The sequence below is a fragment of the Pseudomonas sp. GL-RE-29 genome (genome assembly GCF_019947275.1).
In the GTDB taxonomy this organism is placed as follows: Bacteria; Pseudomonadota; Gammaproteobacteria; order Pseudomonadales; family Pseudomonadaceae; genus Aquipseudomonas; species Aquipseudomonas fluorescens_A.
Genome location: NZ_JAGYGD010000018.1, coordinates 112,084 through 130,774, shown reverse-complemented (window position 1 = coordinate 130,774; position 18,691 = coordinate 112,084). Strand labels below are relative to the sequence as shown.

General features: G+C 59.5%; 15 protein-coding genes. 11 read left to right on the top strand and 4 right to left on the bottom strand.

The genetic code is table 11. From position 1 onward, the window contains the following. Positions 1 to 74: 74 nt before the first annotated feature. Positions 75 to 635 (bottom strand): response regulator transcription factor, encoded by a 561-nt coding sequence (locus tag KGB21_RS16600; protein ID WP_034148296.1) that lies wholly within the window; start codon positions 633 to 635, stop codon positions 75 to 77. Further along, positions 628 to 1,890, bottom strand: a complete 1,263-nt coding sequence (locus KGB21_RS16595) for an ATP-binding protein (protein WP_034148297.1) — start codon at positions 1,888 to 1,890, stop codon at positions 628 to 630. The genes KGB21_RS16600 and KGB21_RS16595 overlap by 8 nt, the downstream gene beginning before the upstream one ends. Positions 1,891 to 2,246: 356 nt before the next feature. Between KGB21_RS16595 and KGB21_RS16590 the strand changes: the two genes are divergently transcribed. The 9 genes from KGB21_RS16590 (at position 2,247) to KGB21_RS16550 (ending at position 14,303) form a co-directional block, all read left to right on the top strand. Next, positions 2,247 to 2,963: an SIMPL domain-containing protein gene (locus KGB21_RS16590; RefSeq protein ID WP_034148298.1), complete on the top strand. Its 717-nt coding sequence runs from the start codon at positions 2,247 to 2,249 to the stop codon at positions 2,961 to 2,963. A 557-nt stretch (positions 2,964 to 3,520) separates the two neighbouring features. Then, on the top strand, positions 3,521 to 5,146 hold the full coding sequence (locus tag KGB21_RS16585) for an ABC transporter substrate-binding protein (RefSeq protein ID WP_223505844.1): 1,626 nt from the start codon (positions 3,521 to 3,523) through the stop codon (positions 5,144 to 5,146). Positions 5,147 to 5,449: 303 nt separating this feature from the next. Next, on the top strand, positions 5,450 to 7,051 hold the full coding sequence (locus tag KGB21_RS16580; protein WP_223505843.1) for an ABC transporter substrate-binding protein: 1,602 nt from the start codon (positions 5,450 to 5,452) through the stop codon (positions 7,049 to 7,051). A gap of 172 nt (positions 7,052 to 7,223) precedes the next feature. Further along, positions 7,224 to 8,657, top strand: coding sequence for an OprD family porin (locus KGB21_RS16575; RefSeq protein WP_034148301.1), 1,434 nt, complete (start codon positions 7,224 to 7,226; stop codon positions 8,655 to 8,657). Between the two features lie 78 nt (positions 8,658 to 8,735). Next, complete coding sequence (locus KGB21_RS16570; protein WP_223505841.1) at positions 8,736 to 10,331, top strand: ABC transporter substrate-binding protein; 1,596 nt, start codon at positions 8,736 to 8,738, stop codon at positions 10,329 to 10,331. A gap of 73 nt (positions 10,332 to 10,404) precedes the next feature. Further along, positions 10,405 to 11,415, top strand: coding sequence for an ABC transporter permease subunit (locus tag KGB21_RS16565; RefSeq protein WP_034148303.1), 1,011 nt, complete (start codon positions 10,405 to 10,407; stop codon positions 11,413 to 11,415). 11 nt (positions 11,416 to 11,426) lie between these two features. Beyond that, positions 11,427 to 12,353, top strand: a complete 927-nt coding sequence (locus KGB21_RS16560; protein ID WP_034148304.1) for an ABC transporter permease subunit — start codon at positions 11,427 to 11,429, stop codon at positions 12,351 to 12,353. Between the two features lie 10 nt (positions 12,354 to 12,363). Continuing rightward, on the top strand, positions 12,364 to 13,332 hold the full coding sequence (locus KGB21_RS16555) for an ABC transporter ATP-binding protein (RefSeq protein WP_034148305.1): 969 nt from the start codon (positions 12,364 to 12,366) through the stop codon (positions 13,330 to 13,332). Next, the gene (locus KGB21_RS16550; RefSeq protein WP_034148306.1) at positions 13,332 to 14,303 is read left to right on the top strand and encodes a peptide ABC transporter ATP-binding protein; all 972 of its coding nucleotides are present in this window, start codon (positions 13,332 to 13,334) and stop codon (positions 14,301 to 14,303) included. Before KGB21_RS16555 ends, KGB21_RS16550 begins: the two co-directional genes overlap by 1 nt. Positions 14,304 to 14,486: 183 nt before the next feature. Here KGB21_RS16550 and KGB21_RS16545 read toward each other — a convergent pair whose 3' ends face one another. Together KGB21_RS16545 and KGB21_RS16540 are read right to left on the bottom strand one after the other, a co-directional pair. Beyond that, positions 14,487 to 14,735: a hypothetical protein gene (locus KGB21_RS16545; protein WP_223505839.1), complete on the bottom strand. Its 249-nt coding sequence runs from the start codon at positions 14,733 to 14,735 to the stop codon at positions 14,487 to 14,489. A gap of 293 nt (positions 14,736 to 15,028) precedes the next feature. Further along, positions 15,029 to 16,612 (bottom strand): peptide chain release factor 3, encoded by a 1,584-nt coding sequence (locus KGB21_RS16540; protein ID WP_034148308.1) that lies wholly within the window; start codon positions 16,610 to 16,612, stop codon positions 15,029 to 15,031. 471 nt (positions 16,613 to 17,083) lie between these two features. Here KGB21_RS16540 and KGB21_RS16535 point away from each other — a divergent pair, with 471 nt between their 5' ends. Together KGB21_RS16535 and KGB21_RS16530 are read left to right on the top strand one after the other, a co-directional pair. Next, positions 17,084 to 17,773, top strand: a complete 690-nt coding sequence (locus KGB21_RS16535; protein ID WP_172668668.1) for an ABC transporter permease — start codon at positions 17,084 to 17,086, stop codon at positions 17,771 to 17,773. Between the two features lie 20 nt (positions 17,774 to 17,793). Beyond that, positions 17,794 to 18,687: a glycine betaine ABC transporter substrate-binding protein gene (locus KGB21_RS16530; RefSeq protein ID WP_223505837.1), complete on the top strand. Its 894-nt coding sequence runs from the start codon at positions 17,794 to 17,796 to the stop codon at positions 18,685 to 18,687. The last annotated feature ends 4 nt before the right edge of the window (positions 18,688 to 18,691 follow it).

Sequence of the window (18,691 nt, the reverse complement as noted above, 5' to 3'; positions counted from 1 at the left end):
AACATGCACGAACCGATCATAGATGATCGGTTCGGTTTGTCGCGAGGAGCGGCCCGCATTCGTTCAGCGCAGGTTCAGCGACGGACGGGACGCTTCTGCAGTTTGCGCTGCAGCGTGCGGCGGTGCATGCCCAGGGCACGGGCAGTGGCGGAGATGTTGCCTTCGTGTTCGGTCAACACGCGCTGGATGTGTTCCCACTGCAAGCGGTCCACGGACATCGGGTTTTCCGGTACCAGGCTGTCGAGGTCGGCATGCTCGGAAAGCAATGCAGCCAGCACGTCGTCGGCGTCGGCCGGTTTGCACAGGTAGTTGCAGGCGCCACGCTTGATCGCCTCGACGGCGGTGGCAATGCTCGAATAACCGGTGAGGATGACTACGCGCATTTCCGGGTCCATTTCCAGCAACTTGGGCAGCAGCACCAGGCCCGAATCGCCGTCCATTTTCAGGTCCAGGGCGGCGTAATCCGGCAGATCGGCCTTGGCTAGTTCCAGGCCCTCTTCGGCGGAGCCGGCGGTGCTGACGCGAAAACCACGGCGGGCCATGGCGCGAGCCATGACGCGGGTAAACGTTGCGTCGTCATCGACCAGCAGCAAATGCGGCAGCTCTTCGCCTTCGACTTGGATTTCGTCACTCATGTTGGTCTCCTCGGGCGACACGGGGCAGGCGCAGCTCGGTGAGCGTGCCACCTTCCTCATGACTGTAGAGTTTCACTGAGCCGCCGGCGCGTGTCACGCTGGCCTTGCTCAAAAACAGGCCCAGGCCGAAACCTTTGCCCTTGGTGGTAAAAAATGGTTTGCCGATCTGCTCGGCGATGGCCAGCGGCACGCCGGCGCCGTGGTCGCGAATGCTGATGGTGAGGTTTTCATCATCCCAGTCCAGTGTCACTTGCAGACCTTCGGGGCATGCATCTGCCGCGTTGTTGAGCAAATTAAGCAGCGCCTGGGTCAGGTCCGGCGGCGGTGCCATGCGTGGCACGGTGCCTTGGCCAAGACGCTGGAAGCGATAACTGGCTTCCGGGCGCATCAGGTGCCAGCGGTTCAGCGCCTCGTCGAGCCAGTCGGTGACGTCCTGCATTTCCACGGCCAAACGGCGATTGGCCTCGGCGGCGCGCACCAGTTGCTGCAAGGTCTCCTTGCACAGCTTGACCTGATCCTGCAGCACGCTCAGGTCGTCCTGCAACATCGGGTCGTGATGGTCCTGGCGCATTTCCTTGAGCAGCACGCTCATGGTCGCCAACGGCGTACCCAGTTCATGGGCGGCACCGGCGGCTTGCGTGGCCACGGCCAGCAATTGCTGATCGCGCAGGCCTTCTTCGCGGCGGATGGCGCGCAATTCTTCCTGCCGGCGCAACTCTTCGGCCATGCGCGCGGCGAAGAAGGTGATGACTGCCGCCGCCAGGGCGAAGCTCAACCACATCCCGTACACCTGCAGGTTTTCCCGGGCGATCGGGAAGGTTTGCAGCGGATAGAAACGCGCCAGCAATAGCGTGTACATCGTCAGCGCGATACCCGACAGAATCACCGAATAGCGCCATGGCAAAGTCACGGCAGCGATGGTCAGCGGCACCAGGTAATAAGAGACGAACGGGTTGGTCGAACCGCCGGAGAAATACAGCAGGGCACTGTGGATAAACAGGTCGCAGGCCAGTTGCACGGCGTATTCGAGCTCGGTCACCGGCCACGAAGTGCGCAGGCGAATCGCCGTGAACGCGCACAGCAGCATCGAGCAAGCGAGGGTCGCGGCCAGTTGAAACCAGGGCAGCGGCAGCAACTCGAGCCAGTAGGCCAGGCCCACGGAACCGGCCTGGGCAGCCAGCACCAACGTGCGGATGAAAGTCAGCCGCCAGAGATTCTGGCGCGTGGCGGAAGTGATTTGAACGGGGGCGAGCATGAGCTCTCCTGATGAGCGCTCCAGGCGGATCGCAGGGAGTATAACCAAGCGCGGGGCCTGGCAGGCGAAAGTGCGGCAAACGGCCACAGCCAGGCTCGATGTTGTAAGGGAACGCTTTTGTGGCGAGGGAGCTTGCTCCCGCTGGACTGCGAAGCAGGCCCCAACCATTCACTGGGAAATGGCGAATACCGATTCTACGACTGCTACGCAGCCGAGCGGGAGCAAGCTCCCTCGCCACAGGTTTCTCATACATCTGTATAGAAGTTGTAACTGTGCGAACCGGATCATAGGCGCTAGAGTCTGATGGTTTCACGCAGGCCCGGAACATATCCCTGCGCATCACCCTAGGAGCTTTCATGCACACATTCCGCCGCAGCGCCGCCCTCCTCGCCCTGAGTGTTGGCGCGATCGCCAGCCTCCCGGCCCTGGCTGCCGACGAACTTCATTACAACCAGATTTCCCTGCGCGCCGAAGTCAGTCAGGAAGTGGCCCGCGACCTGATGATCGTGACCCTCTACACCGAAGAACAAAACGCCGACCCGGCCAAACTCGCCGCCGACGTCAGCACCACCATGAACAAGGCGCTGGCCCAGGCCAAGCAGGTCAAGGACATCACCTTGCGCCAGGGCAGCCGCAACAGCTACCCGATCTACGACACCAAGGGTCAGAAGATCACCGGCTGGCGTGAACGCGCCGAACTGCGTCTCGAAAGCTCAGACTTCGCCGCCCTGTCGAAACTGACCGGCGAGCTGCTCACCGACCTGAAGATGGGCGGCATGGACTTCGCCATCGCTACACCAACCCGCAAGGCCAGTGAAGACGCCCTGCTCAAGGATGCCGTGACCGCTTTCAAGGCCCGCGCGCAACTGGCCACCGATGCACTCGGCGGCAAGGGCTACAAAATCGTCAACCTGAACCTCAACAGCAACGGTTATCCACAACCGTACATGCGCGGGCCGATGATGATGAAAGCCGCCAGCATGGACGCCGCTCCGGTGACGCCGGAAGTGGAAGCGGGCACCAGCCAGGTCAGCATGACGGCTGACGGTTCGATTGAAGTGCTTATGCCTTGAACCGATAACCTCTGAACAAAAAACGGCGATCACCCAAATGATCGCCGTTTTTTTTCATCACCCTGTAGGAGCTGCCGAAGGCTCGGGCCGCGTTCGGACGATCTTTTGATCTTGATCTATGCTCTCCAGACCTTCTGGTGGTCACCGAAAAGATCTCAGCCTCCGGCAGCTCCTACAAGGTCGGTGTTCTGTTTTGAAGGTTAAGTTGCACTTGGTATAACTCGACCATTACCAGTGCAACGAGAACCACTCCGATTAACCCCTACCCACCCCTTAAGGACGGGGTATAAATAGGTAACACCTCGCCCCACCCACGGGCGTCCCGAGGCTTTCGCGCACCATAAAAGTGCGCCAGTTGCACTGCAAAAATGCCGCGCAAACGGTCAACTGCGTCAAATTTTATACATATGCGACATTAAGGTACGTTCGTGCCACCGTTTAAGGCTTGTAGTCACTCTGGATCTTGCTTTGGGTATAGCCCCTGCATAAGTATCCGCAGGCACGACTCACGAGGTCGTCCTCAAAATCAAAAAATGACAACAAATCATGAGGCCACCATGCTTAAACAAGCGGTCATTCCGTTTTTATTAGGTGCCAGCTTGCTAGCTAGCGCACCGTTCGCCCAAGCTGCGACTAACCTGGTGTTCTGCTCCGAAGGGAGCCCGGCCGGTTTCGATCCAGGTCAATACACCACCGGAACCGACTTCGACGCCTCTGCAGAAACCATGTTCAACCGCCTGACGCAGTTCGAGCGCGGCGGCACTGCCGTTATTCCTGGCCTGGCAACCAGCTGGGACGTCTCCGATGACGGCCTGACTTACACCTTCCACCTGCGTGAAGGCGTCAAGTTCCACACCACCCCGTACTTCAAGCCGACGCGTACCTTTAACGCCGACGACGTGTTGTTCACCTTTAATCGCATGATTAACAAGGATGACCCGTTCCGCAAAGCGTACCCGACCGAATTCCCGTACTTCACCGACATGGGGATGGATACCAACATCACCAAGATCGATAAAGTCGACGACAACACCGTCAAGTTCACCCTCAAAGACGTCGATGCCGCGTTCATCCAGAACATGGCCATGAGCTTCGCCTCGATCCAGTCCGCCGAGTACGCTGCCCAGCTGCTCAAGGAAGGCAAGGCCGCCGACATCAACCAGAAGCCGGTCGGCACTGGTCCGTTCGTGTTCAAGAGCTACCAGAAAGACTCCAACATCCGCTACACCGGGAACAAGGACTACTGGAAGCCGGATGACGTCAAGATCGACAACCTGATCTTCGCCATCACCACCGACCCGTCGGTTCGCATCCAGAAGCTGAAGAAGAACGAGTGCCAGGTCACTCTGTTCCCACGTCCGGCCGACCTGAAAGCGCTGCGCGAAGACAAAACCCTGAAGCTGCCTGACCAGGCCGGTTTCAACCTGGGCTACATCGCCTACAACGTGATGGACAAGGTCAAGGGCAGCAACGAGCCAAACCCGTTGGCCCAGCTGAAAGTGCGTCAGGCACTGGACATGGCGGTCAACAAGCAGCAGATCATCGACTCCGTGTATCAGGGCGCTGGCCAACTGGCCGTCAACGCCATGCCGCCGACCCAATGGTCCTACGACACCACCATCAAAGATGCGCCGTACAACCCTGAGAAAGCCAAAGAGCTGCTCAAGGAAGCGGGCGTTAAAGAAGGCACCGAGATCGTTCTGTGGGCGATGCCGGTACAGCGTCCATACAACCCGAACGCCAAGCTGATGGCAGAAATGCTGCAGTCCGACTGGGCGAAGGTCGGCCTCAAGGTCAAGATCCAGAGCTACGAGTGGGGCGAGTACATCAAGCGCTCCAAAGGTGGCGAGAACCAGGCGATGCTGATTGGCTGGAGCGGTGACAATGGTGATCCGGACAACTGGCTGAACGTGCTGTTCGGTTGCGACTCGCTGGAAGGCAACAACTTCTCCAAGTGGTGCGACAAGAAGTTTGACGACATCGTCAAACAAGCCAAGCGTACTTCGGACCAAGGCAAGCGCACCGAGCTGTACAAACAAGCGCAACACGTCCTCAAAGACGCGGTGCCAATGACACCTATCGCTCACTCGACGGTGTTCCAACCCATGCGCGCTAATGTGCAGGACTTCAAGATCAGCCCGTTTGGCTTGAACTCCTTCTACGGCGTCAGCGTCAGCAAGTAAGGTATTGCAATGGCGACGTCTTTGACGTCGCCATTGCTTTATCTATCGAGAAAGCAGGAATTTGCCTACATCCAAACCCGCTGCGTAATACAGCAGAGGTTTAGGACGCGTCGACTTTTCCCACGAGTCTTTCGGACTCTACGCATTTACTGCCGGACTCACGGTTCCATACCGTCGAGATCCGACCAGCTCATGCGTGGGTCATCGTTTTTTGCTGAACGTCATGGCTGGTAACGAGTGAGACCTCCACGTCCCCGGACGGCCGAGGGCTCATTGCCAAAACACTGAACAAGAGAGAGCGTCATGCGCCATACCTTGGTTTTATCCGCATTGCTGGGTACCGGCCTGTTGGCCGCCACTTCCATGAGCCAGGCCGCCAATAACAGCCTGGTGTTCTGCTCCGAAGGCAGCCCCGCTGGTTTCGATACCGCGCAGTACACGACCGCGACCGACAACGACGCCGCCGAACCGTTGTACAACCGCCTGGCAGAGTTTGAAAAAGGCGCGACCAATGTCGTACCGGGCCTGGCCACGAGCTGGGATATTTCCGAGGACGGCCTCAAGTACACCTTTCACCTGCGTCCCGGGGTGAAATTTCACACGACCAAATACTTCACACCGACACGCGATTTCAATGCCGATGACGTGCTGTTCACGTTCAACCGCATGCTCGATCCGCAACAACCTTTCCGTAAGGCCTACCCGACCGAATTCCCGTATTTCAACGGAATGAGCCTGAACAAGAACATCGCCAAGGTCGAGAAGACCGGGCCGCTGACCGTGGAGTTCACGCTCAACAGTGTGGACGCCGCGTTCATCCAGAACCTCGCCATGAGCTTCGCCGCGATCCTCTCCGCCGAGTACGCCGACAAGCTGCTGGCCGAAGGCAAGCCGAGCGACATCAACCAGAAGCCGATCGGCACCGGGCCGTTCGTGTTCAAGAGCTACCAGAAAGACTCGAACATCCGTTACACCGGCAACAAGCAGTACTGGGCCCCTGAGCGGGTCAAGCTCGACAACCTGATCTTCGCCATCAACACCGACGCATCGGTCCGTGTGCAGAAGCTCAAGGCCAACGAGTGCCAGATCACCCTGCACCCGCGCCCTGCCGACGTCACCGCGCTGAAAAATGACCCGGCACTGAAGCTGATCGAGAAGCCTGGCTTCAACCTCGGCTACATCGCCTACAACGTGCGCCACAAACCGTTCGACCAGCTCGAAGTGCGTCAGGCGCTGGACATGGCGGTGAACAAGCAAGGCATTCTCAACGCCGTCTACCAGGGCGCAGGGCAACTGGCGGTCAACGCCATGCCACCGACCCAGTGGTCCTACAACGAGACCATCAAAGACGCCGCCTACAACCCGGAAAAAGCCAAGGAATTGCTCAAGGCTGCCGGCGTCAAGGAAGGCACCGAAATCACCCTCTGGGCCATGCCCGTGCAGCGTCCGTACAACCCCAACGCCAGGTTGATGGCCGAGATGCTCCAGGCTGACTGGGCGAAGATCGGCCTCAAGGTCAAGATCGTCAGCTACGAATGGGGCGAGTACATCAAGCGCACCAAGAATGGCGAGCACGACATCAGCCTGATTGGCTGGACCGGTGACAATGGTGACCCGGACAACTGGCTCGGCACGCTGTACAGCTGCGACGCCATTGGCGGCAACAACTATTCCATGTGGTGTGATCCGGCTTACGACAAGCTGATCAAGCAGGCCAAGGTCGTGACCGACCGCGAGCAGCGCACCGTGCTTTACAAACAGGCGCAGCAATTGCTCAAGCAGCAAGTGCCGATCACGCCAGTCGCCCACTCGACGGTCAACCAGCCGTTAAGCGCGAAAATCGAAGGGTTCAAAGTCAGCCCTTTCGGTCGCAACGTGTTCTCGGGTGTCAGCATCGAAAAATAAAACCGTGTAGCTAGAACGCTGGGGGCGCATTGCGCCCTCACGCAAGCGTATTGCCGTAATTCGCCCAATCGGCGCACAGCAAACGTTTGCGATGCGTGCAAGAGTTCCAAACCAATAGCCGGATCACCCAAAAAAGACCGGTATAAAAAAAAGAAAGTAAGGAGCTTCACCCATGAAACTGAGCAGCACCGCATTATTGGCCTTGGCCATCAGCAGCGTAACCGCCACGGCTTACGCGGAGACCCAGAGCCAGGCGTTCACCCCGGTTACTGTGAAAGAAAAAAGCGCCCAGAGCGAAGCCACCGGTTTTGTCGAAGGCCAGTCCATCAGCGGCACGACCCGTAACTGGTACGCCAACGAACAGCTCAAGCGTGGGGGCAAATTCCGCTACAGCAAAGATGGCGCGTTGCCGGAAACCGATCGCCGTATCAACTGGGTGCAGGGCACCATCCTCAAATACAACTCGGGCTTCACCGAAGGTGCGGTAGGTTTCAGCACTGAAGTCGCGGCGTACAACGCCATCGCGCTGGAGCGGGATCGCGAGAACCTGGCCGCCGGCAACGGTGGCGCACCGAAGACCGGTCCGTTCTCGGGTAACAACCGTACCCTGACCGAAAAAGGCGGTGACGCCGTCGGCCAATGGAGCAAACTGGGCCTGGCCAATGTCAAGGCGCGTTACTCCAACAGCACCCTGACTGCCGGCCGCCAGAGCTACAGCAGCCCGCAAGTCGATACGATCGGCAACCGCGCCCTGCCTTCTAGCTTCCAGGGTGTGAGCCTGAACGTCGCCGAACTGGAAAACCTGACTTTCGACCTCGCGACCTTCGACCGCGTGTCCCCGCGTATGGAACAAAGCCAGCAGAAATTCCGCACCGAATACGCCAACGGCCGGGAAGAGTCCGACCACATCTACACTGGCGGCATCACCTACACCCCATTCTCCAGCCTGACCACCAGCCTCTGGGCAACCCAGGCCGAAGACATCTGGAACCAGTACTATTTCGGCGCCACTCACGTGCTGGGTGACAGCCAGGTCCTGAGCCTGACCACCGGCCTGAACTACTACAAAACCCAGGAAGAAGGTAAGGCGCTGATCGGCGACATCGACAACGACACCTACTCCCTGTCGTTCGGCCTGACTCACCAGGCGCACAGCCTGACCTTCTCGTACCAGGAAGTGAACGGTAACGAGTACTTCGACTACCTGCACGAAACCAACGGCATCTACCTGGCCAACTCCCTGCTGTCGGACTTCAACGGCCCGAACGAGAAATCCTTCCAGGTGGCCTATGGTCTGAACATGGCCGAATACGGCGTGCCGGGCCTGAAGTTCAACATCTACCAGGCGCGCGGCTGGGGCATCGACGGCACGCACTACACCGGCAACAAAGGTGTGGTGGGCAAAGGCTACGACGGCGTCCAGGAACAGGATGGCGAACACCATTACGAATACGGTATCGGTGCGACTTACGCTGTTCAAAGCGGCCCGCTCAAGGCCACCACAATCCGTGGTACCTACACTGCCCACCGCGCCAGTGAAAACCAGTCTGATGGCAGCATCAACGAGTTCCGTCTCGTGACCACTATCCCGTTCAACATTCTGTAAAACACCGGCCGAACGGCTGATTCAGCGATGAATCGGCCGTCAGGCTTTGTCCTGCTAACCGATTGCAGAGGGTTCTTGATGAAAATGCTTCCCCTACGTGCGGCCATCGCGGCCGCGTTGCTGAGTGTCGCGGTGGGCGTATCGGCCAAACCGCTGGTGGTCTGTACCGAAGCCAGCCCGGAAGGCTTCGACATGGTCCAGTACACGACTGCAGTCACCGCCGATGCCGTGGCTGAAACCATCTTCAATCGACTGGCGGACTTCAAGCCCGGCACCACTGATGTGATTCCGGCCCTGGCCGACTCCTGGGACATCAGCGAGGACGGCCTGACCTACACGTTCCACTTGCGCAAAGGCGTCAAGTTTCACACCACCGAATACTTCAAACCGACGCGCGACATGAATGCCGACGACGTGGTCTGGAGCTTCCAGCGCCAGCTGGACCCGAACCACCCATGGCACAAACTGTCGAGCGTGGGCTTCCCGTACTTTGAAAGCATGGGCTTCAAGGAACTGCTGAAAAGCGTCGAGAAAGTCGACGACAACACGGTCAAGTTCACCCTGACCCGTCGCGAGGCGCCGTTCCTGGCCGACATCGCCATGGCCTTCTCGTCGATCTACTCCGCCGAGTACGCCGATAAGTTGCTCAAGGCAAACAAAGCTGCCGACCTGAACAACAAACCGGTCGGCACCGGTCCGTTCGTCTTCCAGCGCTACAACAAGGACGCTCAGGTTCGCTTCAAGGCCAACCCGGACTACTTCCGTGGCAAGCCACCGGCCGAGGCGCTGATCCTGGCCATCGGCACCGACAACAATGTGCGCCTGCAAAAGCTCAAGGCCAACGAGTGCCAGATCGCGCTGTATCCGAAACCGGATGACATCCCGAGCATCAAGAAAGACCCGAACCTGAAGGTCGATGAACTGAACGCGATGACCGTTTCGTACGTCGCCATGAACACCACACACAAGTACATGAGTGATGTGCGGGTGCGCAAAGCCATCGACATCGCCTTCGACAAGGAAGCCTACGTCAACGCGCTGTTTGGCAAAGGCAACGCCACAGCGGCGGTCAACCCGTATCCTGACACCCTGCTCGGCTACAACCACAGCCTGAAGAATCCGACTCGCGATCTGGACAAGGCGCGTGCCCTGCTCAAGGAAGCCGGCGTACCGGAAGGCACCACTTTCACCCTGTTCACCCGCAACGGTGGCGGGCCGACCAACCCGAACCCGATGCTCGGCGCGCAGATGATGCAGGCTGACCTGGCCAAGGTCGGCATCAAGATCGACATCCGCGTGATGGAATGGGGCGAAATGCTCAAACGCGCTAAAAACGGCGAGCACGATATGGTTTCCGCCGGATGGGCGGGCGATAACGGCGATCCGGATAACTTCCTGACGCCTATGCTCAGTTGCGAAGCGGCGAAGAACGGCGAAAACTACGCGCGCTGGTGCAATGCCAAGTTCCAGACGCTGATCGACCAGGCCCGCGAGAAGACCGATCCGGCTGAACGTGCAGCGCTCTATGAGCAGGCTCAGGTTATTTTTAATCAGGACCAGCCGTGGATCAGCATGGCACACACTAGAATGTTCACTGCAATGCGCAACAACGTAGAGGGCTATCACATTAGCCCCCTCACCACTAATAACTTCGCCACCACCCAGGTGAAGTAATAAGAAAACTCCCGGCATTCCTGAACCCAGGCATGCCGGGCACGCCTAACCGGCTGATGAGGTACAACACACGATGTTTAGTTTTATTGCCCGCCGACTGGGGTTACTGATCCCTACGTTCTTCGGCATCACCTTGCTGACTTTCGCGTTGATTCGCATGATCCCAGGCGACCCCGTGGAAGTCATGATGGGAGAACGCAGGGTTGACCCTGAAATGCACGCTCAGGCAATGGAACGCCTAGGTCTGAACAAACCCCTGTATGCCCAGTACCTGGATTACATCGGCAAACTGGCCCACGGCGATCTCGGGGAATCCCTGCGTACCCGTGAAAGCGTCTGGAGCGAGTTCACCTCCCTCTTCCCCGCGACCCTGGAACTGTCCATGGCCGCGCTGTTGTTCGCCGGCATCCTGGGCCTTCTGGCCGGGGTGATCGCGGCACTCAAGCGAGGATCCCTGTTCGACCACGGGGTGATGGGCATCTCCCTCGCGGGGTACTCGATGCCGATCTTCTGGTGGGGCCTGATTCTGATCATGTTCTTCTCGGTATCCCTGGGCTGGACCCCGGTATCCGGGCGGATCGACCTGCTCTATGACATCGAGCCACGCACCGGTTTCATGCTGATCGATACGCTGCTGGCCGATGATGTCGGAGCGTTCGTCGATGCCCTGCATCACTTGATCCTGCCGGCCATCGTACTCGGCACCATCCCGCTGGCGGTGATCGCGCGGATGACCCGTTCGTCGATGCTCGAAGTGCTGCGTGAGGACTATATCCGTACCGCCCGCGCCAAAGGCCTTTCGCCGTCGCGCGTGGTGTTCGTGCATGGTCTGCGTAACGCGCTGATTCCGGTCCTGACCGTAGTCGGTCTGCAAGTCGGCACCCTGCTGGCCGGTGCGGTCCTGACCGAAACCATCTTCTCGTGGCCGGGCATCGGCAAATGGCTGATCGAAGCCATTGGCGCCCGGGACTACCCGGTTGTGCAAAACGGCATCCTGTTAATCGCCTGCCTGGTGATTCTGGTCAACTTCGTAGTGGACATCCTCTACGGCTTTGCCAACCCACGCATCCGTCATCAGCGCTGAGGTCATTACCCATGAGCACTCCAACATCCTCAGTAGCCACCGCCGCGTCCGCCGTGGATCAAAGCCTGCTGTACCCGTCGCCATACAAAGAATTCTGGCAAGCGTTCTCCAAGAACAAGGGCGCCGTTGCCGGCCTGTTGTTCATGCTGCTGGTGATTTTCTGCGCCATCTTCGCCCCGTGGGTCGCACCCCATGACCCGAGCGAGCAATACCGTGATTTCCTGCTGACCCCGCCAGCCTGGCTGGAAGGTGGGCAGATACAATTCCTGCTCGGTACCGATGAACTGGGTCGTGACTTGCTGTCGCGCCTGATCCAGGGGTCGCGCCTGTCGTTGCTGATCGGCTTGTCGTCGGTGGTGATGTCGCTGATCCCGGGGATCCTGCTGGGTCTGTTCGCCGGGTTCTTCCCGCGCGTGCTCGGCCCGACCATCATGCGTCTGATGGACATCATGCTGGCCCTGCCATCCCTGCTGCTGGCCGTGGCGATCGTCGCCATCCTCGGCCCTGGCCTGATCAACACCGTGATCGCGATCGCCGTGGTGTCCCTGCCGTCCTACGTTCGTCTGACCCGCGCCGCGGTGATGGGCGAGCTGAACCGCGACTACGTGACCGCCGCGCGCCTGGCCGGTGCCGGCCTGCCGCGTCTGATGTTCGTGACCGTGTTGCCTAACTGCATGGCTCCACTGATCGTTCAGGCAACCTTGAGCTTCTCCTCGGCGATTCTCGATGCCGCCGCACTGGGCTTCCTCGGCCTTGGCGTACAACCGCCAACCCCTGAGTGGGGCACCATGCTGGCCTCGGCCCGCGACTACATCGAACGCGCCTGGTGGGTAGTCAGCCTGCCTGGTTTGACCATTTTGCTCAGCGTGCTGGCAATCAACTTGATGGGTGACGGCCTGCGCGATGCGCTGGACCCGAAACTCAAGAACGCCGCCTGAGGAGATTCCAATGTCACTGTTAGAAATCAAGAATCTCAACGTTCGCTTCGGCGACAAAAACGCTACGCCTGTGGTCGACGGCCTCGACCTGAAAGTCGACAAAGGCGAAGTGCTGGCCATCGTTGGCGAGTCGGGTTCGGGTAAATCCGTGACCATGATGGCGCTGATGGGCCTGATCGAGCATCCCGGCATCGTCACCGCCGACTCGCTCAGCTTCGACGGCAAGGACATGCTCAAGCTCAGCAACCGTCAGCGTCGGCAAATCGTCGGCAAAGACCTGTCGATGGTCTTCCAGGACCCGATGACCGCGCTCAACCCGAGCTACACCGTCGGTTTCCAGATCGAAGAAGTGCTGCGCCTGCACCTGAAAATGTCCGGCAAAGCTGCGCGCAAGCGTGCCATCGAACTGCTGGAAAAAGTTGAGATCCCGGGCGCGTCCAGTCGCATGGACGCCTACCCGCATCAACTGTCTGGTGGTATGAGTCAGCGCGTCGCGATCGCCATGGCGATTGCCGGCGAGCCGAAACTGCTGATCGCCGACGAACCGACCACAGCGCTGGACGTGACGATTCAGGCACAGATCATGGACCTGCTGCTGGCGTTGCAGAAAGAGCAGAACATGGGCCTGGTGCTGATCACCCACGACCTCGCGGTCGTGGCCGAAACTGCCCAGCGCGTGTGCGTGATGTATGCCGGCCAAGCCGTCGAAGTCGGTCAGGTTCCGCAACTGTTCGACATCCCCGCGCACCCGTACAGCGAAGCGCTGCTCAAGGCGATTCCGGAACACAGCCTCGGCGCCTCACGCCTGTCGACCCTGCCGGGCATCGTGCCGGGCCGCTACGACCGGCCGCAGGGTTGCCTGCTGTCGCCGCGCTGCCCGTACGTGCAGGAAAACTGCCGCACGCAGCGCCCAGCCCTTGACCCGAAAAGCAACAGCCTCGCCCGCTGCTTCTACCCGCTGAACCAGGAGGTGGCGTAATGGCCGTCGTTCTTACCGCCCGCGACCTGACCCGTCACTACGAAGTGTCCCGTGGCCTGTTCAAGGGTCACGCCACCGTGCGCGCCCTCAACGGCGTGTCGTTCGAGCTGGAAGCCGGCAAGACCCTCGCGGTTGTAGGCGAATCCGGTTGCGGCAAATCCACCCTGGCCCGCGCCCTGACGCTGATCGAAGAGCCATCCTCGGGCTCCTTGAAAATCGCCGGCCAGGAAGTCGCCGGTGCCGACAAGGCCCAGCGCAAGCAACTGCGCAAAGACGTGCAGATGGTGTTCCAGAGCCCGTACGCTTCGTTGAACCCACGGCAGAAAGTCGGTGATCAGCTGGCCGAACCGCTGCTGATCAACACCAACCTGTCCGCCTCGGAACGCCGCGAGAAAGTCCAGGCGATGATGAAGCAGGTGGGCTTGCGTCCTGAGCACTACCAGCGTTATCCGCACATGTTCTCCGGCGGTCAGCGCCAACGGATCGCCCTCGCCCGCGCCATGATGCTGCAACCGAAAGTGCTGGTGGCGGACGAACCGACCTCGGCGCTGGACGTGTCGATCCAGGCGCAGGTGTTGAACCTGTTCATGGACCTGCAGCAAGAGTTCAACACCGCCTACGTGTTCATCTCGCACAACCTGGCGGTGGTGCGTCACGTGGCTGACCACGTGATGGTGATGTACCTCGGTCGTCCGGTGGAAATGGGCCCGAAAGAGGACATCTACACTCGCCCTCTGCACCCGTATACCCAGGCGCTATTGTCGGCGACTCCGACCATCCACCCGGACCCGGACAAACCGAAAATCAAGATCGTCGGCGAACTGCCCAACCCGCTGAACCCACCGTCCGGCTGCGCGTTCCACAAGCGCTGCCCGTACGCCACCGAGCGTTGCAGCACTGAAGAGCCGGCCCTGCGCCTGCTCGACAGCCGCCAGGTGGCTTGCCACTACGCCGAGCAGTTCCTCGGTTAAAAGCGTCCACAAAACACTGTGGGAGCGGGCTTGCCCGCGATGACGATGTAACAGCCAACTTCAATTTTGAATGTTACGCAGCTATCGCGGGCAAGCCTGCTCCCACAAGGGTTGAGTGAACCAGCCCCTTCTACTTCGACTGATTATCAGTCGGCGTAAAAGGGGTTTTCCTTTGCCTGTGATTTACGTCTGGCTATCGCCTTCGTCGGAATCCGGATCATCGGTGGTCGAGTCGTCGTCACCCTCAGCCCCGCCCTGCCCCTTGTCGCCCGGTTCCGATTCGGACCTGGCAATCATCAGATCACCCTGCCCCGACTGCCCGCTCGAAGCCTGAGTCTCATGTTGCTCACACTCAGCCCAGACCGCCGAGCTGCCGAGCGTCAACATCACCAACACCTTCATCATCAGTAAAACGCGTAACAATCTGTTCATGGCCGAATCCATCCTTTCGAAGAGTGCCTGTCTGGCGCTGAATGAAATCTAGTTCCGATCAGCGGGGTTCTCCAGATAGGACGCTAATGATGGGAGGGAAATGCCATGGATGTAGAGACTGGTTTTGAATAAGCGTTATGCCGAAAAGATCAAAAGATCGCAGCCTTCGGCCGCCCCCACACCGATCCCTGTAATCCCTGTAGGAGCTGCCGAAGGCTGCGATCTTTTGATCTTCCAACAAAAAAGGCGAAGCCCGAAAGCTTCGCCTTTTTTGCTTAGCCGAACATCAAACCTTAGTGATGCTCACGCGTCGCACGGAATTTCACATCCGGCCAGCGCTCTTCCATCAGTGCCAGGTTAACCCGCGTAGGCGCGAGGTAGGTCAGGTGACCGCCGCCGTCCAGTGCCAGGTTTTCCACCGCCTTGTTGGAGAATTCCTCGAGTTTCTTCTTGTCGTCGCACTCGATCCAGCGCGCGGAATAGACGGTGATCGGCTCGTAGGAGCACTCGACCTTGTATTCCTCTTTGAGGCGGCTCGCGACCACATCGAACTGCAGCACACCAACGGCGCCGAGGATGATGTCGTTGCTGCGTTCCGGGAAGAACACCTGGGTCGCGCCTTCTTCGGCGAGTTGCTGCAGGCCCTGACGCAGTTGCTTGGATTTCAGCGGATCACGCAGGCGCACGCGACGGAACAGTTCCGGGGCGAAGTGCGGGATGCCGGTGAAGCCCAGGACTTCGCCTTCGCTGAAGGTGTCGCCGATCTGGATGGTGCCGTGGTTGTGCAGGCCGATGATGTCGCCGGCGAAGGCTTCTTCCAGTTGCTCACGCTCGGAGGAGAAGAACGTCAGCGCGTCGCCGATCCGCACGTCCTTGCCGGTGCGCACGTGGCGCATCTTCATGCCTTTTTCGTACTTGCCGGAGCAGATACGCATGAAGGCGATGCGGTCGCGGTGTTTCGGGTCCATGTTCGCCTGGATCTTGAAGATGAAGCCCGAGAACTTCTCTTCCACCGGCTCCACGGTGCGCTCGTTAGCCACTCGGGCCAGCGGGCGCGGCGCCCAGTCGACAACGGCGTCGAGTACGTGATCGACACCGAAGTTGCCCAGTGCGGTACCGAAGAACACCGGGGTCAGTTGACCGTCGAGGAATTCCTGCTGGTTGAACTCGTGGCAGGCGCCCTGCACCAGTTCCAGCTGTTCGATGAAACGCTCGTACTCGTCACCCAAGTGCGCGCGCGCTTCATCGGAGTCCAGCTTCTCGATGATCTTGGTTTCGGTGCGCTCGTGGCCGTGACCGGCGGTGTAGACGATGATGTAGTCGTCGGCGAGGTGATACACGCCTTTGAAATCGCGGTAGCAACCGATCGGCCAGGTGATCGGCGCGGCCTTGATCTTCAGGACCGCTTCAATTTCGTCGAGCAGTTCGATCGGGTCGCGGATGTCACGGTCGAGTTTGTTGATGAAGCTGACGATCGGCGTGTCGCGCAGACGGCAGACGTCCATCAGGGCGATGGTCCGTGGCTCTACACCCTTACCGCCGTCGAGGACCATCAAGGCCGAGTCCACCGCCGTCAGGGTGCGGTAGGTATCTTCGGAGAAGTCTTCGTGGCCCGGGGTGTCAAGCAGGTTGATCATGTGCTCGCGATACGGGAACTGCATGACCGACGTGGTAATGGAAATACCACGTTGTTTTTCCATTTCCATCCAGTCGGAGGTGGCATGGCGGTCGGATTTACGAGATTTCACCGTGCCGGCTACCGCAATCGCCTTGCCCATCAGCAAGAGCTTCTCGGTGATGGTGGTCTTACCGGCATCGGGGTGGGAAATAATGGCGAAAGTGCGGCGTTTCGCGACTTCGGCGGCCTGTTTGGTCATGGGAAATCGCCTGGCAGGTGATTCAAAAAAGGGCGGCGAGTATAGCGCAAAGCGACCGCCCCGGACCACCGCGGCGACCAACAGACCCCTTCGTAGGAGCCGGCTTGCTGGCGATGGCATCACCTCGGTGTATCTGGCAGACCGCGGGGATGCTATCGCCCGCAAGCCGGCTCCTACGGGGACGCGATTGGTAATCAAGGGTGGCCAAAGGCTGCTAATTATGGAACCTTTTAAAAGGTGGAGGCGTCCACTCCCCTGCTACGACCACTCGTCAGGGGCTGAAAAATCAGCAAGTTAGCCTGACGAGGCTGCGCTTATGGCTCGATCTCATGCGGTTTCATCAGCATGAAGAGCTGCTTCTCGCGAACGTTTCGAACCCGGCAGCCATGTATGGCACTGCCACACGGGACTGCGTTCGCCGACAAAGAAAAAAGGAGTCCGCCTGTGGCTATTCGCTATGGCAAAGGGCTGATGGGAGGCGCGCTGGTAATCGCCCTCCTGGCCCTGCTGATCCACTGGATTGGCATCAACACGATCGAACACTACCGCGACGATTTGTTGTTTTACCTGCAAGCTCATCTGATTCTCGTCCTCGCTTCCATGCTGGCCGCCCTTGTCGTGGGCATTCCCGCCGGCATCTTCCTCAGCCGTCCGACCCGGGTCGACCGTGCTGAACGCTTCATGCAAATCTTCAACATCGGCAACACCATTCCACCGCTGGCCGTGCTGGCCATCGCCCTGGGCATTCTCGGGATCGGCAGCGGCCCGGCGATTTTCGCCCTGTTCCTCGCCTCTCTGTTGCCCATTGTGCGCAACACCTATGAAGGCCTGAAAAACGTCCAGGGCTCGCTCAAGGAAGCCGCCGTCGGCATCGGCATGACCCCGCGCCAGGTGCTGTGGAAAGTCGAATTGCCCAACGCCGTGCCGATCATCATCGGTGGCGTGCGCGTGGCACTGGCGATCAACGTCGGCACGGCGCCGCTGGCGTTTCTGATCGGTGCCAACAGCCTCGGCAGCCTGATTTTCCCCGGCATCGCCTTGAACAATCAGCCGCAACTATTGCTCGGCGCGGCCTGCACGGCGCTGCTGGCCTTGTTGCTGGACGGCCTGGTGACGATCGCCAGCCGCCTCTGGCTCGAACGCGGCTTGCGCCCGTCTTAAGCCTCGGCAAAGGAATACTCATGAAGACATCAAGCTTTTTACTGGGCTGCGTCCTGTTGTTTGCAGGATTTGCCCAAGCCGCCGAAAAACCGGTAATCCGCATCGGCGCCCGGGTGTTCACCGAACAAACCCTGCTGGCGGAAATCACCTCGCAATACCTGCGTGCCAAGGGCTACGACGCCCAAGTGACCGGCGGTCTCGGCAGCAATCTGGCCCGTAGCGCTCACGAAAGCGGTCAACTGGACATGCTCTGGGAATACACCGGCGTATCGCTGGTGGCCTACAACCATGTGACGGAAAAACTCGACAGCGAACAGTCCTACGCCCGGGTGAAAGAACTCGACGCGAAGAAAGGACTGGTCTGGCTCACCCCGTCGAAATTCAGCAACACCTACGCCCTCGCCCTGCCGAAAAACGTCGCTGACCAATACCCGCAGATCAACAACATCAGCGATCTGAACAGAGTGCTGCGGGACGAGGCCAAGACCAACAACCTGGTGGCCTTGGACACCGAGTTCGCCAACCGCTCCGACGGTCTCGACGGCATGGTCAAGCTCTACGACATGAACCTGACCCGAAAAAACATCCGTCAGATGGACGCCGGGCTGGTCTACACCGCGTTGCGCAATGGTCAGGTGTTTGCCGGTCTGGTCTACACCACTGACGGTCGCCTCAACGCCTTCAAGCTCAAGCTGCTGGAAGACGACAAGCACTACTTCCCGGACTACACCGCCGCTCCCGTGGTGCGTCAGGCCTACCTCGATGCACACCCGCAATTGGCGGAACAGCTCAAGCCCCTGGCCGAACTGTTCGACGACGAGACCATGCGCCAGCTCAACGCGCGGGTCGATGTCGACCATGAAAGCCCTTCATCCGTTGCCGCAGATTTCCTGCGCCAGCATCCAATCAAGTAAGGAG

Bases quoted from the DNA above. Each gene is read 5' to 3' on its own strand.
- KGB21_RS16565 (WP_034148303.1), top strand. From the start codon at position 10,405: ATGTTTAGTTTTATTGCCCGCCGACTGGGGTTACTGATCCCTACGTTC.
- KGB21_RS16550 (WP_034148306.1), top strand. From the start codon at position 13,332: ATGGCCGTCGTTCTTACCGCCCGCGACCTGACCCGTCACTACGAAGTG.
- KGB21_RS16560 (WP_034148304.1), top strand. From the start codon at position 11,427: ATGAGCACTCCAACATCCTCAGTAGCCACCGCCGCGTCCGCCGTGGAT.
- KGB21_RS16585 (WP_223505844.1), top strand. From the start codon at position 3,521: ATGCTTAAACAAGCGGTCATTCCGTTTTTATTAGGTGCCAGCTTGCTA.
- KGB21_RS16570 (WP_223505841.1), top strand. From the start codon at position 8,736: ATGAAAATGCTTCCCCTACGTGCGGCCATCGCGGCCGCGTTGCTGAGT.
- KGB21_RS16545 (WP_223505839.1), bottom strand. From the start codon at position 14,735: ATGAACAGATTGTTACGCGTTTTACTGATGATGAAGGTGTTGGTGATG.
- KGB21_RS16535 (WP_172668668.1), top strand. From the start codon at position 17,084: ATGGGAGGCGCGCTGGTAATCGCCCTCCTGGCCCTGCTGATCCACTGG.
- KGB21_RS16595 (WP_034148297.1), bottom strand. From the start codon at position 1,890: ATGCTCGCCCCCGTTCAAATCACTTCCGCCACGCGCCAGAATCTCTGG.
- KGB21_RS16590 (WP_034148298.1), top strand. From the start codon at position 2,247: ATGCACACATTCCGCCGCAGCGCCGCCCTCCTCGCCCTGAGTGTTGGC.
- KGB21_RS16575 (WP_034148301.1), top strand. From the start codon at position 7,224: ATGAAACTGAGCAGCACCGCATTATTGGCCTTGGCCATCAGCAGCGTA.
- KGB21_RS16555 (WP_034148305.1), top strand. From the start codon at position 12,364: ATGTCACTGTTAGAAATCAAGAATCTCAACGTTCGCTTCGGCGACAAA.
- KGB21_RS16580 (WP_223505843.1), top strand. From the start codon at position 5,450: ATGCGCCATACCTTGGTTTTATCCGCATTGCTGGGTACCGGCCTGTTG.
- KGB21_RS16540 (WP_034148308.1), bottom strand. From the start codon at position 16,612: ATGACCAAACAGGCCGCCGAAGTCGCGAAACGCCGCACTTTCGCCATT.
- KGB21_RS16600 (WP_034148296.1), bottom strand. From the start codon at position 635: ATGAGTGACGAAATCCAAGTCGAAGGCGAAGAGCTGCCGCATTTGCTG.
- KGB21_RS16530 (WP_223505837.1), top strand. From the start codon at position 17,794: ATGAAGACATCAAGCTTTTTACTGGGCTGCGTCCTGTTGTTTGCAGGA.